Source organism: Flavobacterium sp. LM5 (genome assembly GCF_002017945.1).
Lineage (GTDB): Bacteria > Bacteroidota > Bacteroidia > Flavobacteriales > Flavobacteriaceae > Flavobacterium > Flavobacterium succinicans.
On sequence record NZ_MUFX01000001.1, the window covers coordinates 1,550,374 to 1,566,091 of the forward strand.

Annotated in this window: 17 protein-coding genes; 15 read left to right on the forward strand and 2 right to left on the reverse strand. The window is 33.7% G+C overall.

The window, feature by feature from the left end:
• Positions 1-159: 159 nt before the first annotated feature.
• Positions 160-555 carry a hypothetical protein gene (locus BXU11_RS06570; protein WP_024981151.1) on the reverse strand — a complete coding sequence of 132 codons (396 nt, stop codon included), beginning with the start codon at positions 553-555 and terminating at the stop codon, positions 160-162.
• A 191-nt stretch (positions 556-746) separates the two neighbouring features.
• On the opposite strand from BXU11_RS06570, the gene BXU11_RS06575 reads away from it, so the two are divergent.
• The 3 genes from BXU11_RS06575 (at position 747) to BXU11_RS06585 (ending at position 3,112) form a co-directional block, all read left to right on the forward strand.
• Positions 747-1,619 carry an AraC family transcriptional regulator gene (locus BXU11_RS06575; RefSeq protein WP_078211438.1) on the forward strand — a complete coding sequence of 291 codons (873 nt, stop codon included), beginning with the start codon at positions 747-749 and terminating at the stop codon, positions 1,617-1,619.
• A 70-nt stretch (positions 1,620-1,689) separates the two neighbouring features.
• The gene (locus BXU11_RS06580) at positions 1,690-2,541 is read left to right on the forward strand and encodes an alpha/beta hydrolase family protein (protein WP_078211440.1); all 852 of its coding nucleotides are present in this window, start codon (positions 1,690-1,692) and stop codon (positions 2,539-2,541) included.
• Positions 2,542-2,614: 73 nt separating this feature from the next.
• Entirely contained in the window at positions 2,615-3,112 is a 498-nt protein-coding gene (locus tag BXU11_RS06585; protein ID WP_078211442.1) for a hypothetical protein, read from the forward strand.
• A gap of 54 nt (positions 3,113-3,166) precedes the next feature.
• On the opposite strand, the gene BXU11_RS06590 is transcribed toward BXU11_RS06585, so the two are convergent.
• Positions 3,167-4,120: a TerC family protein gene (locus tag BXU11_RS06590; protein ID WP_078211444.1), complete on the reverse strand. Its 954-nt coding sequence runs from the start codon at positions 4,118-4,120 to the stop codon at positions 3,167-3,169.
• Between the two features lie 293 nt (positions 4,121-4,413).
• Here BXU11_RS06590 and BXU11_RS06595 point away from each other — a divergent pair, with 293 nt between their 5' ends.
• From BXU11_RS06595 to BXU11_RS06645, 12 genes are all read left to right on the forward strand, one after another.
• Entirely contained in the window at positions 4,414-6,603 is a 2,190-nt protein-coding gene (locus tag BXU11_RS06595; protein WP_078211446.1) for a glutamine synthetase III, read from the forward strand.
• Between the two features lie 345 nt (positions 6,604-6,948).
• Complete coding sequence (locus BXU11_RS06600; RefSeq protein ID WP_189318511.1) at positions 6,949-8,175, forward strand: hypothetical protein; 1,227 nt, start codon at positions 6,949-6,951, stop codon at positions 8,173-8,175.
• Between the two features lie 67 nt (positions 8,176-8,242).
• Positions 8,243-8,737 (forward strand): hypothetical protein, encoded by a 495-nt coding sequence (locus tag BXU11_RS06605; RefSeq protein ID WP_078211450.1) that lies wholly within the window; start codon positions 8,243-8,245, stop codon positions 8,735-8,737.
• A 4-nt stretch (positions 8,738-8,741) separates the two neighbouring features.
• Positions 8,742-9,140 (forward strand): hypothetical protein, encoded by a 399-nt coding sequence (locus BXU11_RS06610; RefSeq protein WP_078211452.1) that lies wholly within the window; start codon positions 8,742-8,744, stop codon positions 9,138-9,140.
• A 35-nt stretch (positions 9,141-9,175) separates the two neighbouring features.
• A complete protein-coding gene (locus BXU11_RS06615; RefSeq protein ID WP_223253682.1) occupies positions 9,176-9,463 on the forward strand; it encodes a curli production assembly/transport protein CsgE in 288 nt (95 codons plus the stop codon).
• A gap of 15 nt (positions 9,464-9,478) precedes the next feature.
• Positions 9,479-9,883, forward strand: a complete 405-nt coding sequence (locus tag BXU11_RS06620) for a curli production assembly/transport component CsgF (protein ID WP_024981141.1) — start codon at positions 9,479-9,481, stop codon at positions 9,881-9,883.
• A 1-nt stretch (position 9,884) separates the two neighbouring features.
• Positions 9,885-11,258, forward strand: a complete 1,374-nt coding sequence (locus BXU11_RS06625; RefSeq protein ID WP_024981140.1) for a CsgG/HfaB family protein — start codon at positions 9,885-9,887, stop codon at positions 11,256-11,258.
• Positions 11,259-11,299: 41 nt separating this feature from the next.
• Positions 11,300-12,418, forward strand: coding sequence for a carboxypeptidase regulatory-like domain-containing protein (locus tag BXU11_RS06630; RefSeq protein ID WP_223253683.1), 1,119 nt, complete (start codon positions 11,300-11,302; stop codon positions 12,416-12,418).
• A gap of 2 nt (positions 12,419-12,420) precedes the next feature.
• Positions 12,421-12,828 (forward strand): hypothetical protein, encoded by a 408-nt coding sequence (locus BXU11_RS18040; protein ID WP_223253684.1) that lies wholly within the window; start codon positions 12,421-12,423, stop codon positions 12,826-12,828.
• Positions 12,829-12,921: 93 nt separating this feature from the next.
• Positions 12,922-14,100 carry an AIR synthase related protein gene (locus BXU11_RS06635; protein WP_078211454.1) on the forward strand — a complete coding sequence of 393 codons (1,179 nt, stop codon included), beginning with the start codon at positions 12,922-12,924 and terminating at the stop codon, positions 14,098-14,100.
• A gap of 121 nt (positions 14,101-14,221) precedes the next feature.
• Positions 14,222-14,578: a hypothetical protein gene (locus BXU11_RS06640; RefSeq protein ID WP_024981137.1), complete on the forward strand. Its 357-nt coding sequence runs from the start codon at positions 14,222-14,224 to the stop codon at positions 14,576-14,578.
• A gap of 467 nt (positions 14,579-15,045) precedes the next feature.
• Positions 15,046-15,642 carry a GNAT family N-acetyltransferase gene (locus BXU11_RS06645; protein ID WP_078211456.1) on the forward strand — a complete coding sequence of 199 codons (597 nt, stop codon included), beginning with the start codon at positions 15,046-15,048 and terminating at the stop codon, positions 15,640-15,642.
• Positions 15,643-15,718: the final 76 nt, after the last annotated feature.

Below are 15,718 nucleotides of genomic sequence, written 5' to 3' on the forward strand. Positions count from 1 at the left end.
ACTATTTTTTCTGATACATATGCTATTTTGTCATTATGATCTATTAATGGATTAAAATGAATTTTACTAATCTGTTTTATGTTTTATTGTGGCATAAAAAAAGCTGTCCATCAAGACAGCTTTTAAAAAAAAAGTATAAATTCTAGTTTCTTGACCTTATTATTTTGAAACCAGCGAGTTATTTTTGAATGAATTTTTGTAAACTTCTAAATAAGCTCTTCTGTTTAAAACAGAATTACCACTATTTACTTTGATTTCGTGTTTTACTTCTTTAAGTGCAGTAGTTACCACTAAAGTGTAAGTTCCCATTGGTAAATCAGCAAGATCGTAATGTTTGATGATACCATTTTGTCCTTTTGCATTTTCAGAGTAAACCAATTCATTTTCGGCGTCGTAAATAGCAATTAAAGCTTTTTCAATTCCATTCATTGAAAAACTAATTTCGTTTCCTTTAGTGTTTTTTACATTTAGGAAAAATTCACCATCAATGGTATATGAATTTAAATTGGCTAATAAGAATATTGCGATTAAGCTTAATTTTTGAATTGATTTCATAGATTTTATTTTGTAATTGTTGTAATTAATAATTTATTTGGCAAAATTATTGAAGTTTATGCAAGACGAAAACAACTTTTTTTTTCTAATATCTATGCTATATTGTCATTTTCGAAAACGATTTATGTTAATTTTGATAATATTGATTATCTTTTATGTAGCTTTGGTAGGTCAAGTAAAATCTATGTTTTATGAAAAAAATGGAAGTTGCTTTAGAAGTTATTGCGCCATCTTACGGGAGTTCATTTACGATTCTTCAATTTGATGAAAACACAAATAGTAAGTCACATGTGTGGCATCATCATCCCGAGATTGAAATTGTTTATGTACATGGTGGTTCAGGAAAACGCCAAATAGGGAGTCATCTTTCTTATTTTACCGAGGGTGATCTAATTTTAATTGGAAGTCATTTGCCGCACTGTGGTTTTACAAATGCTCAGACAGGAAATGAGTCCGAAACTGTGATTCAATTTCATCCTGATTTTTTAGGGGATGATTTTTTTAAGATTCCAGAAATGAGTAAAGTTTCTAATTTACTGCAACAAGCCAAGGCTGGTATTGCTTTTAGCGGTGAAGCAAAATTGCGAATTGGAGAAAAGGTCGGACAAATGAATGCTCTTGATCCATTTGAGCGTTTGCAAATGTTGTGGAGTGTGCTTTATGATATGAGTAATTCAACAGAAAACTCCATTTTGAACGCTGAGGGTTTTTCTTTAGAATTACAAGTTCAGGATAATGATCGAATAAATGTTGTTTTTAATCATGTTAAAGATCATTTTCAAGAGCCGATTACTTTAGAAGAAGTGGCAGAATTGGTCAGTATGACAATTCCTTCTTTTTGTCGTTATTTTAAGAAGATTACCAATAAGACTTTTACCACTTTTGTAAATGAGTACCGCATTGTTCATGCTTGTAAACTCTTAACAGAAAAACCCATGAGCATTAATGATGTATGTTTTGAAAGCGGATTTAATAATTTTAGTCATTTTAATAAATCTTTTAAAGCTTATACGGGCTGTAGCGCCTCTCAATATCGTAATGGATTGAAAACAATCATTAAGTAGTTTATTCTTTTTTTAATACAAAGTAAAGGGTAAGTTTTGTAAATTGGCCAATAAAGTTATACTAGTACTTATGAATAGGTTCAAAATTTTTGTTTTATTATTTTTCTTTTTAATGACTATTCCCGTTTTTTCTGCCAAAGTAGATACGATTATGGTGAATAGTATTGCGATGAATAAGAATTTCAAAACTGCAGTCGTACTTCCAAATTCTTATGCCAAAAGTAAAATTTCTTATCCCGTTTTGTATTTGTTACATGGTGCTTACGGACATTTTAGTGATTGGTTAAAAAATACACCAAGCAAGAATTTAGTAAAAAATTTGGCCGATCAATATGACTTGATTATTGTGATGCCCGAAGGGGAGAAATATAGTTTTTATTTGGATAGCCCGATAAACAAAGGGAGTCAGTTTGAAACCTTTATAACCAAAGAAGTGATAGGAGCAGTTGATGCCTCCTACAGAACTATTACTGATAAACGGGCACGTGCTATTACAGGTTTGTCTATGGGTGGACATGGAGCGTTATATTTATCCGCAAAACATCCTGAATTGTTTTGTGCAGCCGGTAGTATGAGTGGTGCCGTGGATATGAGTGTTATGCTCGATAGGCAGTCATCTGCTCAAGTAATTGAATTGATGCAACCTGTTTTTGGGGAGGAAAGTAATAATAGAAAATTATACGAAAAACACGCTGTTTTAAGAATGATCGATGCGATAAAGGTCAATCAATTACCTTTAATAATGGATTGTGGTGTAGATGATTTTTTGATTGAGCCTAACAGGGAATTACACCGACAATTAGTCTATAATAAAGTAGCGCATGATTATACAGAGCGAGCAGGTGCACATACTTGGGTGTATTGGGAAAATGCCCTGCCGTATCATCTCTTGTTTTTTAGTAAAATTATGTCGAGAAAATAATATTTTTTTAATAACACAAAAAAATGGTTCGGTTTTTGAATTGCACACTTAATAACTTAAAAAAATAATAAAAATGAAAAGAATAATTACATTAATTGCTGTTATTGGAATGATAGCATTTTCAGGATGTTCATCTGATGATGACTTTGATTCTGATACAATTGGAGAGGTTTTTGAACTTAGAAACGTAAATTTTGATTTTAATGCAACTGATGGATATAATATTTATCAGAAACTATCGCCACAAATTTTTCCGTCTGATGTCATTTTGGTTTATAGGTTAACGGGAACGGTTAATGGTTCAACGCCTATATGGCAATCCATCCCAAGAACGCTATATACTTCACAAGGGGAACTAGATTATGATTTTGATTTTAGTAGAGAGGACTTTACTATTTATGCAGGTGGTAACTATAATTTAGCACTAACACCTGAGTTTCTAAGAAATCAAACATTTAGAATTGTTATTGTGCCTGCTGCTTTTTCAAGAAATTTGAATACTAATGATTATTTCTCAGTTATAAAAGCCTTAAATTTAAATGATGGTAAAGTAAAACAGATTCAATTATAACTTGGATAAGTTTTCAATAGTAAAGCGGTGTTGTAGGACACCGCTTTTTTTGTTTTACTCAATGATGTCTTCTTCTTTATTGAGTTTTAAGGAAACAAGAATGCCTGTTCCTAATGAAAGTACAATGAATCCTAATGAAGCCCATTCGGGGACTTCTATATAATCATGCAGTAACATTTTCAGTCCCACAAAACTTAAAATTGCAATTAAGCTGTATTCCAAATAACTAAATTTTGCCAGCATATTGGCTAAAAAGAAATACATCGAACGTAATCCTAAAATTGCAAAAATATTGGAGCTAAATACCAAAAAAGGATCTGAGGTAATGGCTAATATGGCTGGAACACTATCCACTGCAAATAAAACATCCATAACTTCAATAACGATCAACGCCACAAAAAGTGGAGTAGCATGATTTTTATCTTTTATTTTAATAAAGAAATGCTCTCTGTCAGTATGTGAAGTAAGAGGAATGATTTTGCCAAGGGTTTTGTATACAAAAGAATTTTTAGGTTCAAATTCATCATCTTCGCCAGCAAAAAGCATTTTGATGGCAGTAAATAGTAAAAATCCACCGAATAAATAGGTGGTCCAGGCAAATTTATTGATGATCATCACGCCAAAGAAAATCATTAACCCTCTAAAAACGATGGCACCCAAGATACCCCAAAAGAGGACACGATGTTGGTATTTTTGTGGGATTTTGAAAGCAGCGAAAATAATGGCAATTACAAATATATTGTCCACACTCAAAGATAACTCTATAAGGTAGCCCGTGATAAATTTCATAGTAGCTACCGTGGGTTTTAGTTGAGTTGGATTGTCTATTAAGTTATTGTTGTACAGCCAATAAATTACACCAGAAAAAAGCATGGATAGCGTGAACCAAATTAAAGTCCATTTACTTGCTTCTTTAGTACTTATTATATGGGGGTTTTTATTGAAAACACCTAAATCAAGTGCTAAAACCCCCATAATCATTACAATGAAAAATCCCCAAACTATCATATATTATTGTTTTATTTGAGACAAATGTAGTTGAAGAGTTGATACTAGTAAAATTTTTAGAAAAATATTTTATATTTTTATTTGACCTCCAAAACCAACTTGGTTAAAATGTAAAAATATAGATATTAATACAGGGATAATTATGGAGTTGATAGATTTGTAATAATAAATTATTAAATTCTTATTTTTTGCATTGAGCCCTATAAAATGTAGAGGTAAAATTCATGTAGAATGATAAAAGTTTTATATTTGCATTAAATTTTAGGGGTTTAATAAATAAAAAACAATCTTTTATGTCTACATTACGTTTTCAAGCTTTAAAAGAAGCATCTACAAGAAAGCCAGTTAAATTTGAAGAAACCGATAGAAAATCAACTCTTTTTGGTTCCAATGTGTTTAATGATAAAGCGATGAAGCAATATTTGACTTCAGACGCTTATAAAGCAGTAAAAGGAGCTGTAATGCACGGAACCAAAATCGACAGAAAAATTGCTGATTATATAGCAATGGGTATGAAAGAGTGGGCTTTGTCTAAAGGGGTGACGCATTATACGCACTGGTTTCAACCATTAACTGGTACAACTGCAGAGAAACACGATGCTTTTTTTGAAACGTCATACGATGGTAGCGATTCTGTAGAGAAATTTGGTGGAGCACAATTGGTTCAACAAGAGCCAGATGCATCAAGTTTCCCAAATGGAGGGATTAGAAATACTTTTGAAGCAAGAGGATATACCGCTTGGGATCCAACATCTCCAGCTTTTATTTATGGGACTACTTTATGTATTCCAACTGTTTTTATTTCCTATACTGGCGAAGCTTTAGATAATAAAATTCCATTATTAAGAGCGTTATCGGCGATGGATGAGGCTGCAACGGAAGTATGTAAATATTTTGACAAGAACGTAAAGAAAGTAACTGCTACTTTAGGATGGGAGCAAGAATACTTTTTGATTGATAGCTCTTTAGCTAATTCTCGTCCTGATTTGATGATGACTGGTAGAACTTTACTAGGGCATACTTCTGCAAAAGGACAGCAATTAGATGACCATTATTTTGGTTCAATTCCTTCACGTGCTTTAACGTACATGAGAGATTTGGAACAAGAATGTATGTTGCTTGGAATTCCAGTAAAAACACGTCATAATGAAGTAGCACCAAACCAGTTTGAGTTAGCGCCTATTTTTGAAGAAACGAACTTAGCAGTAGACCACAACTGTTTGCTAATGGATGTTATGGGTAAAGTAGCTGAAAGACATGATTTTAAAGTGTTGTTACATGAAAAACCATTCAAAGGAGTTAATGGTTCTGGAAAACATAACAACTGGTCATTAGCTACAGATACAGGGGTGAATTTGTTAAGCCCAAGTAAAACGCCAATGAGTAATTTACAGTTCTTGACTTTCTTCATTAATACGATTAAAGCAGTAAATGATTATGAAGAGTTATTAAGAGCATCTATTGCTACAGCAAGTAATGATCACAGACTTGGAGCAAATGAGGCGCCACCAGCAATTATCTCAGTTTTTATTGGAGAGCAATTGACAAAAGTTTTGGCGGAATTAGAAGGCGTAACTGCTGGAAAATTATCTCCTGAAGAAAAAACTGACTTAAAATTGAACGTTGTTGGTAAAATTCCAGACGTACTTTTAGATAATACAGATAGAAACAGAACTTCTCCATTTGCCTTTACTGGAAATAAATTTGAGTTCAGAGCAGTTGGTTCTTCTGCTAACTGTTCTAACGCAATGACTACTTTGAATGCTATCGTAGCCAAACAGTTGAAAGACTTTAAAGTAGAAGTAGATGCTTTGATTGAAGCTAATGATATGAAAAAAGATGATGCTATCTTTAATGTATTGAGAGAATACATCAAACAATCTAAGAAAATCTTATTTGAAGGAGACGGATATAGCGAAGCATGGGCCAATGAAGCAGCAAAAAGAGGATTGAGTAACTTCAAAACTACTCCAGAAGCTTTAAAAGCTAGAGCCTCTAAAAAAGCTTTAGATTTGTTTAGCGAGTTAGCAATTATGAATCACGTGGAAGTTGAGGCTCGTTATGAAATCGAATTGGAAGAGTACACTAAGAAAATCCAAATTGAAGGACGTGTATTGGGAGATATTTCTAAAAATCACGTAATACCAACAGCTATTCGTTACCAAAATACTTTAATAGAGAATGTTAAAGGATTAAAAGATATTTTTGGTTCTGATTTTGAAAATGTAGCCAAGGAACAAATTATTTTGATCAAACAAATTTCTGGTCATATTGAAGGAATTAATTCTAAAGTGGCTTTGATGACCAACGAGAGAAAAGTAGCGAACAAGTTAGCAGATGCTCAAGAAATGGCTGAGGCTTACTGTAATAAAGTAAAACCTTATTTTGAAGAGATTCGTAACCACTGTGATAAACTAGAATTGTTAGTTGATAATGAGTTATGGACTTTAACTAAATACAGAGAATTATTGTTTACTAAGTAATATTAGAGTATTAAATACTTTTAAGGGAGCCTATTATTAGGTTCCCTTTTTTTGTTTTAAAGCATGAATAATTAACGCTATTTTTCCTATTTGTTTTATTTTGCAAAATGTAGTTTATCGGAGTAGTTTTGCACTTTGTCGAAAAGTTATGTAAATCCCTAAAATACTGTATTTTATATTTTTAAAATCCGTAAAAACCATATTATATTTGACACATCAAAATAAACAAGGTTTAAATTTTTAACAAATTAAAGCCGCTTTTTTAGAAAAGTAAAAGCCCAAATTACTTTTTTTTAAATGACCTACATAACAATTTGTATTAATAACCAATTAAATATATTTATCATGAAAAAAGTAATTTTAAGCGTCTCTGCGATGCTTGTTTCAGTTCTCGGATTTGCACAAGCAAACACTAGTGGAGTTAGTTCAGTAGGTACAGGTAATAATGTAGCAGTAACACAAACTGGAAGCGCAAATGATTCAAAAGTTAATCAATTAGGGTCTAATTTCGTTGATGGTGGACATGAAAATGATGCTCAGGTAGCGCAAACAGGTAAGAAAAACAAATCAGATGTTAAACAAGCAGGCGATCGTAATTTAGGGTCTGTTATGCAATTGGGTGACAAGAATAAGGCAAAAATCGATCAAGGAGTAGGTAATGCTGAGGATAATATTGCATCGACATCTCAAACAGGCGATATGAATACTTCTAGTCAAAAGCAACGATTTGATAATAATATGGCTACAGTGACACAAACTGGTGATGGAAATACAGCAACGCAAGATCAAAGCTCTGGACCTAATCAATCAGCTGGAAATACTGCAAAGGCCACTCAAACTGGTGATGACAATACTTCATGGCAAAAGCAAGTAGGCAATAGTAATACTGCCACTGTACAGCAGTTTGGTACAAATCATGATGCAGTTCAAGATCAAATGGGCTTGAGTAATGTTGCTTTATCTGTTCAAAGTGGTGATAGTAATACATCTAGTCAAATTCAACTTGGCGAAAATAATGATGCCTTTATCTCACAATCTAACCTTAATAATTTTGCAGCTCAATTGCAAGTAGGAGATGGGAACAAAGCAATAATTTGGCAAGACCAAGCTGGATCTTTAGGAAGTGATCAAGCTTTACAAGCACAAGATGGAAATAACAACTATGCAGCTGTAGACCAAGGTACTTTTGGGAATGATTTGCCTGCAGCCGCTGATTTTGGATCAATTAATATATCTGCAGTAGGTTCAGTTGCTGTACCTTTTGCACCACACGGATCAAATTTGGCAGCACAAATGCAAATTGGTGATGATAACAAAGCCTACACTAGTCAAGGTGGACAATTTAATGAATCTTTGAGTTGGCAAGAAGGTAATGGAAACGACACTAAAACGTATCAATATGGTAAAAGTAACTTAGCTGCTACAAGTCAATTTGGAGACGGTAATTTCTCAAGATCTTTGCAAATTGGAAACGGCAATATGTCTGGTACAGGCCAAACAGGTACAGGTCATATTAGCGCGACTTTCCAAAATGGAACAGGAAATATGGCTTTAGTGCTTCAATCTAATTAAGAATTATTTTAACTGGATGAATTGTGCATACTGCAATTCATCCAGTTTTTTTTAAAAATTTTCCAACATGAAAAATTTAATTTTATGTATCGCATTATTTTTTCTTTTTCAGTTTAAGTTTTATGCTCAAAACCAGTTTGGTTTAGAAGATAATTTTAGTAAAGCTGAGAAACAATTGATTTTGTCCAATCAATCAGAAAAAATCAAAGGGACTGTTGGCAATACTAATGGAATTTTTATACAACAAATTGGAAATTTTAATAGTTCAAATGTTGATGTTATAGCAAGGAGTACAGAAATAAGTTTAGATCAACAAGGGAATAACAATAGTATTATAGTTTCAAAGGAAGCCTTTACGGTACAACAGAAAATAATGCAAAAAGGAGATAATAACAACGTTTTTGATATCGGTGGTTATTCTCGACATTCAGTTTCTATGGAGTTTATGCAAACAGGAAACAATCAAAATATTCACTCTTTTGGGACCAATTCACTTTCCAAAGACATGAAAATATCACAAAGTGGAAATGGATCAACAGTTATAGTAGTCAATTTAAAATAGCGTCATGTTTAAAATTAAGTGTTTTTTACTTTTTTTATTCTTTATCAATCTAAGTTACGCACAAGTAACTCAAGATGAGGTTAAGGCTAAAATTGAAATTAAGAACATGGAAGGAAATACTATTCTTACAGGAACAGCAGAGAACAGTTCAGATATTTTAAAAAGTGCTAGCTATAAATTAACTGTTATTAAAAAAAATAGTAAAAGTAATAATCAAACTAATAATGCTCAAGAAGGTATGTTTACTTTGAACGCTGGGGAATTTAAAAAATTATCCAGTACTCAAATAAATATTGAAGATGGTGATGAAGTAATTGTAATGTTAGTTTTTTTTGATGAAAGCAAACAGATCATTAGCAAAGATAGAGTCGTCCTTGGTGAGCAAAAAAAAAAGTTGATATAAAAATACCGATCGATGGTTTTGAGTTGCGTGGGGTAGTGCTTAATGAAACAAAAACACGAATTGGACAAGATTTTTATGATCGTTATTATTACAAGTATAATGAGATAGGAATAAATGCTAAGAAAATTGTAAGCATAGGTGAAGAATTCACTTTTGCAAGAAATACAAAAATAATAATAAGTATAGATAATTCAATAGTTTATGAATTTATTGCTCGTCCAGATGACGAGTATTTAGAATCGGTAGCTCAAGAAGCCGTTGAGGGTACTTTTTATTTTTTTAAAGAACTAGAAAAACAAAGCAAATATTTCATTCAATACTAATTTATTATTTTAACCATGAAACCAATTTTAACCCTACTTTTTATTGGCTTAGTTAGTCCCGCTTTTTTTGCACAAAGCTTGGTGTATAAACCTCGAAATCCTGCTTTTGGTGGAGATACCTTCAACTATCAGTGGTTGATGAGTTCTGCAGAAAATCAAAACAAATTCAAAGATAAATCACTTGAAAGAGTTGAGAAAACTGAACTAGAAAAGTTTACAGAGAGTTTGAATTCTCAATTATTAAATCAAATTACTAGATCTCTGTTTACCCAACAATTTGGTACTTCGGGTCTTACAGAAGGATCGTATACGTTTGGAAGTTTATCTGTAGATATTTATCCTTCAGATGGAGGACTAAGTGTGACTATTTTGGATACCAATACAGGAGAACAAACTACTGTAATAATACCAAAAAAATAGTATGAAAAGCCAAAAGTATATACTAATGACTTTGGTCATTTTACTAACTAGTTGTGGGGCTTATTTTAATCAACCTACAGGAGTGCAAAAAGCCGTTATTGGCGAAAATACCCCAGCAACTTCATTATTAAAAAACCTACCTAAACCTCAAGAACCTGTGGTTGTTGGGATCTACAAGTTTAGAGATCAAACTGGACAATATAAAGAAGCAGAAACGGGAAGTACTTTTAGCACTGCAGTAACCCAAGGTGCGACTTCAATTTTAATCAAGGCGCTAGAGGATTCCAAATGGTTTGTTCCAATTGAAAGAGAGAATATTGGAAATTTATTGCAAGAACGTAATCTTATACGTTCCACACGTCAGGAATATTCCAAAAGTTCTAATCCAAATGAAGTTCAAATCACCCCTTTATTATATGCTGGCGTATTATTAGAAGGTGGAATAATTTCATATGATTCAAATATTTTAACAGGCGGTTTTGGTGCACGTTATTTTGGTGCAGGAGGGTCGGTTAAGTACAGACAAGATCGAGTAAGTATTTATTTGAGGATGATTTCTACCGCTAATGGTAAAATTTTAAAGTCTGTGTACGTTTCTAAGACTATTCTTTCTCAAGCCATTGATCAAAGCTTGTTTCGCTATGTGAATTTCAAGAGATTGTTGGAGGTTGAAACAGGTTTTACTACAAATGAGCCTGTTCATATGGCCGTTACGGAGGCCATTGAAAAAGGTGTTCAATCCTTGGTTTTGGAAGGTTTAAAAGCTGGAATTTGGAAATCTTCCGCACCAAAAAAGGAAGTGGATGATTACATAGCAAAGTATTCTGATGAAAAAGAAGAGGCTGAGGTGGCTTTACTTCATGGAAGAGATAGAGTAGAAAAAAGAGGGCGTTTCGGTATAGAAGCAACGGGAGGTGTAACGTATATGGATGGTGATTATACAAATCCAATTGCTAAGCCAATGGGAAGAGGCGCGTTTAAATTTTATTTCACGCCCAACTTTTGTTTTAGCGCTTCCACCAATGTATTTAAGCTAGGTAACAAAAACAAACTAGATGTTGGTTATGCGACTTTAGATGCTAATTTAGAATTTTTGCTATTGCCATATGATGCTTTAAGTCCTTATGTTTTCATTGGAACAGGCTCCGGATTTAACAAAAAATATGAAAATTTTCATTCAAAAGTTCAATATGGGGCTGGACTAGAATATTTAGTTTCAAACAATTTAGGGATAAAATTGTATGGAGAGTATAATATGACTTTTTCTGACAATATAGATTATATCAGTAATGGGATTCGTGACGATTATTATTGGCGATTTGGCTTAGGCATGACCTATTATTTCCCTAAAAAATTAAAAAATAAAAAAAACTAATGTATTCTAAACATCATTCAAACATTATATACTTATTCTACATGAAAAAATTATATCTATTACTTTTTGTGTGTTTTGGTTTATTTGTAGCTTGTAGCGAAGAACAAATAGATGAAGTAGGCAAGGGAATTGTAAAAGGAAGAGTGGTTGATAAAATTAGTTTCGAGCCGATTGCTAATGCCAAAATATCTTCTAGTCCAGTAACGAGTACTGTGTTTACCGATGCTGAAGGTTATTTCACCATAAATGATGTGCCTACAGGGGAATATTCTTTTCAGGCTCAAAAGGAAGGTTTCTTAGCTAAATTCGAACCAGCAAATGTTACTTTGAATGCTACTAGCCAAATTGTATTTGAATTATCAGTATCTTCTGCTAATAATAAAGCTCCAGAAGTACCTGTTTTGTCTGCTCCAATTGACAATGCAACCAATCAGCCCTTAAATGTAAAGCTAACTTGGACAGCTTCAGATATTGACAAAGATCCTTTGGTGTACACTGTTACATTAAAAAATGGAACTAATAACGATGTGATTACCTTTGCTGACCTAAAAACGGCTAGTCTTGATTTGTCAAATTTGAGTTATAACACTAAATATTTTTGGCAAGTATCAGTTTCAGACGGGATTAATAAGCCTGTAAATAGTATTACTTTTTCCTTCACAACACTTCCATTTCCTGATGGTAGGTATTTATCAGTTAAAAAAGTGAATGCGAACAATGTTATTTTTGCAGCGAATGATCAAGGGAACCAATTGCAACTTACCTCTTCGAATAGCAATTGTTACCGACCTAGGCGCAATGTAAACTCAAACAAAATTGCATACATAAGTTCCGATGGTTCGCAAAACCATATTTATACCATGAATGCTGATGGATCTTCCGTTAGAAAAGTAACCAATGCTATTCCTATTGCAGGTTTTAATATGGAGCATGTTGGATTTAGTTGGGATCATTCAGGGAATCAAATTATTTATCCCAATTTTGACAAGTTGTATCGAATTAATAGTGATGGTACAGGTCTTGTGTCCATTTTTCAAACACCGAATGGTAAATTTATTTCGGAGTGTGTTTGGAGTGCTGATGGCAGTTCTATCGTGTTAAAAGTAAATAATAATGTGGGCTATGATGTAGAGATTTATGTCATTTCTCCTTCGGGGTAGTCTTGTATACTGTAGCTTCTGGTTTAAGTGGTGCTTTTAGTGGGTTGGATATTAATGTAGATAATAGCCGTATCGTTTTTTCTAGAGATGTAAGCGGTTTTCAAAATATTGAATACAGAAGCTTAGATGCAAGGTTGTTTATTTTTAACACGCTTTCGAAAACCACACAAGAAATTTCATCTAAAAAAGTTGCTGGATTTAATGATTTTGATGTTCGATTTTCGCCAAATCAAGCTGAGGTTATTTTTGTAAATTCATCCAATGATGGAGTTTCCACACGTGAAATTCAAAAAGTTAATCTATCCGATGTGAATTCAAGAGCCACATTATTTTCAGGGCTTCTATGCCTGATTGGAGATAAATATTTTTTCATTTTTAGTTTTGTTTTTAAAACCGATATGATTTTCTAATCTGTCGGTTTTTTTTGTAATGCAACTTCTGGTTTAAACCGAGAATTTAAAAAAACTGGTTATCTTTGCACCACATCAACACAAACTAATTTCATGAGTTCAGATACTTCTAAAAGATATGCACAACGTGGTGTTTCGGCATCCAAAGAAGATGTGCATAATGCTATTAAAAACATCGATAAAGGTTTATTCCCACAAGCTTTTTGTAAAATTGTCCCTGATTACCTTACCCAAGATAAAGACTATTGCTTGATTATGCATGCCGATGGCGCAGGAACCAAATCCTCTCTAGCTTATATGTATTGGAAAGAAACTGGGGATATTTCTGTTTGGAAAGGCATTGCACAAGATGCATTAATCATGAATATTGATGATTTATTGTGCGTTGGTGCTACTGACAATATTTTGCTTTCATCCACTATCGGAAGAAACAAAAATCTAATTCCTGCTGAGGTGATTTCGGCTATTATTAATGGTACTGAAGAATTAATTCAGGAACTGGCTACTTTTGGGGTGACTATTCATTCTACAGGTGGTGAGACAGCTGATGTTGGAGATATTGTTCGCACCATCATTGTAGATTCTACGGTTACCGCACGTATGAAACGTTCCAAAGTGATTGACAATGCCAATATAAAAGCAGGCGATGTCATTGTAGGTTTGGAATCTTTTGGACAAGCTAGCTACGAAAAAGGATACAACGGAGGAATGGGAAGTAACGGATTAACTTCTGCCCGCCATGACGTTTTCGAGAAATACTTAGCGGCCAAATATCCCGAGAGTTTCGATGCCGCAGTGCCTTCAGAATTGATTTATTCTGGACAAGTAAAACTAACTGATGCTGTAGAAAATTCACCTATAGATGCAGGTAAATTGGTCTTATCGCCAACTAGAACTTATGCGCCGATTATAAAAGCTATTTTAGATAAATATTCTGCTAACGAAGTACACGGAATGGTACACTGTAGCGGAGGAGCACAAACTAAAATCTTGCATTTTGTCAATAATTTGCACATCATAAAAGACAATTTGTTCCCAGTACCGCCTTTGTTTCAACTGATTCAAGAACAGTCCAAAACCGATTGGAAAGAAATGTATCAAGTGTTCAATTGCGGACACCGAATGGAGTTATACGTGCCAGAAGCTATTGCACAAGATATTATTGCGATTTCAAAATCGTTTAATGTCGATGCGAAAATTGTAGGTAGAGTAGAAGCCTCAGATGCCAAGAAACTAACCATTAACAGCGAATACGGTACTTTCGAATACTAAATTGTTTAAAAGTTTAAAATGGTTTAAGCAACTGACGATTACATCTTTTAAACAACCTTAAACCTTAAACCTTAAACTTTAAACCATTTTAAATAATCTTCAACCCTAACCCCTTTTCCCTATGTACGAACTACTTTTTTGGCGTTATCAAGAAGGCATTTACCTCAATCATCATTTGGTTTACGAAGCCTTGGTCGAGCAAGAAATCGTTGAGGGTTTAGAAGATTTACCTGTCGAGGTTATTCTCAATCGGTTGAATAGTGTTTTTGCTACTTGGGAAAAAGTAGACGACAGCAGTTGGAAAAACACCAAAGGCAAAGGCGCTTTTCAAGTCAAAACCACACCACAAAGCATCCAAATTGACTGCTATGGCACCGATGGAAAAACGATGAATTTATTGGCCGACACGCTCGAAGAGTTCAAATGTCCAGTTTATGACCCTCAAGTTCCTGTTCGCTACGACGAGTTCAATGAATAATTTATAGGAGCTATTTCCAGCGCTCCGTTACAAGTCCTCACAAAAAAAATGATTTTTCTACATTCTAAAAGGAGCTTCTGTTAGTCGCTCTTTTAGAACAAGAAAAATCAATTTTTTTTGCTCCGGGCTTTCCACTACGGTCTGGGCTAAGTAGGTCGCTACATAGTTTTGATTATTTTTGATGGTTTTTAAGGTTGATACAACGCTTAAAGTTTTATCTTTAAACCTGATTCGATTAATATCCCTTAAACAAAATAATGATTGTTGATTGATTACACTAAACTCAATTGCATCTCGATTTAGCGGGATGACATAATGAATACTATTTATAGGCTTTAGCCGAAATTAGTGTAGATTTTGGCTAAAGCCCAATAAGAAATTCATTTTTAAGAATGGGCTAAAGCCCATTCCTATTGATTTTTCGCAAAAAAATAATCAACTAAGGATGTAAGACTTATTTAAATACTATGAACTTTAATTTATTTTCCAACGCTATTTTAGAAAATGACCGTGTGCAGTTACGCTCGCTAGAAATGGATGATGTTACTCATTTATTGCCCATTTCTCTAAACGAACCCGAAACTTGGGAATTCTCATTAGTAAAAGCCGATGGTCAAGCCAATCTCGAAAACTATATTCAATTAGCGTTGAAGGCGAAGGAAACGCAGAAAGAATTTCCTTATATCGTTTTTGATAAACAATTGGGGAAATATGCTGGAAGTACTCGTTTTTATGACATCAATTTTGATTTCAAAACGCTGCAATTGGGCTACACTTGGTATGGTAAAGATTTTAGAGGAACCGGACTCAACAAGCATTGCAAATATTTGTTGCTTCGTTTTGCTTTCGAGACTTTAGGAATGGAACGCGTAGAATTTAGAGCCGATGCCAATAACCAACGCAGTATTGCGGCGATGAAGCGCATTGGTTGTACGGTGGAAGGTATTTTGAGAAGTCATATGCCTACACATACTTCCGAAACACGAAGAGATAGTATTATTTTGAGTATTTTGAAGGATGAGTGGTTTGATAATGTGAAAATGAATTTGGAGCAACAATTGTAATCTCTTTCCAAAAAGGTACAATGTTTCTCTTTAGCCCCGATTGCAGTGAAAATCCTTATGGCCCGGGGTTCGGGAC

Excerpts from the sequence above, each read along its gene's own strand:
- BXU11_RS06590 (WP_078211444.1), bottom strand. The coding sequence starts at position 4,120 with ATGATAGTTTGGGGATTTTTCATTGTAATGATTATGGGGGTTTTAGCA.
- BXU11_RS06605 (WP_078211450.1), top strand. The coding sequence starts at position 8,243 with ATGAAAAATTTAATTTTATGTATCGCATTATTTTTTCTTTTTCAGTTT.
- BXU11_RS06630 (WP_223253683.1), top strand. The coding sequence starts at position 11,300 with ATGAAAAAATTATATCTATTACTTTTTGTGTGTTTTGGTTTATTTGTA.
- BXU11_RS06600 (WP_189318511.1), top strand. The coding sequence starts at position 6,949 with ATGAAAAAAGTAATTTTAAGCGTCTCTGCGATGCTTGTTTCAGTTCTC.
- BXU11_RS06575 (WP_078211438.1), top strand. The coding sequence starts at position 747 with ATGAAAAAAATGGAAGTTGCTTTAGAAGTTATTGCGCCATCTTACGGG.
- BXU11_RS06585 (WP_078211442.1), top strand. The coding sequence starts at position 2,615 with ATGAAAAGAATAATTACATTAATTGCTGTTATTGGAATGATAGCATTT.
- BXU11_RS06625 (WP_024981140.1), top strand. The coding sequence starts at position 9,885 with ATGAAAAGCCAAAAGTATATACTAATGACTTTGGTCATTTTACTAACT.
- BXU11_RS06635 (WP_078211454.1), top strand. The coding sequence starts at position 12,922 with ATGAGTTCAGATACTTCTAAAAGATATGCACAACGTGGTGTTTCGGCA.
- BXU11_RS06570 (WP_024981151.1), bottom strand. The coding sequence starts at position 555 with ATGAAATCAATTCAAAAATTAAGCTTAATCGCAATATTCTTATTAGCC.
- BXU11_RS06580 (WP_078211440.1), top strand. The coding sequence starts at position 1,690 with ATGAATAGGTTCAAAATTTTTGTTTTATTATTTTTCTTTTTAATGACT.
- BXU11_RS06620 (WP_024981141.1), top strand. The coding sequence starts at position 9,479 with ATGAAACCAATTTTAACCCTACTTTTTATTGGCTTAGTTAGTCCCGCT.
- BXU11_RS06645 (WP_078211456.1), top strand. The coding sequence starts at position 15,046 with ATGAACTTTAATTTATTTTCCAACGCTATTTTAGAAAATGACCGTGTG.
- BXU11_RS06595 (WP_078211446.1), top strand. The coding sequence starts at position 4,414 with ATGTCTACATTACGTTTTCAAGCTTTAAAAGAAGCATCTACAAGAAAG.
- BXU11_RS06640 (WP_024981137.1), top strand. The coding sequence starts at position 14,222 with ATGTACGAACTACTTTTTTGGCGTTATCAAGAAGGCATTTACCTCAAT.
- BXU11_RS06610 (WP_078211452.1), top strand. The coding sequence starts at position 8,742 with ATGTTTAAAATTAAGTGTTTTTTACTTTTTTTATTCTTTATCAATCTA.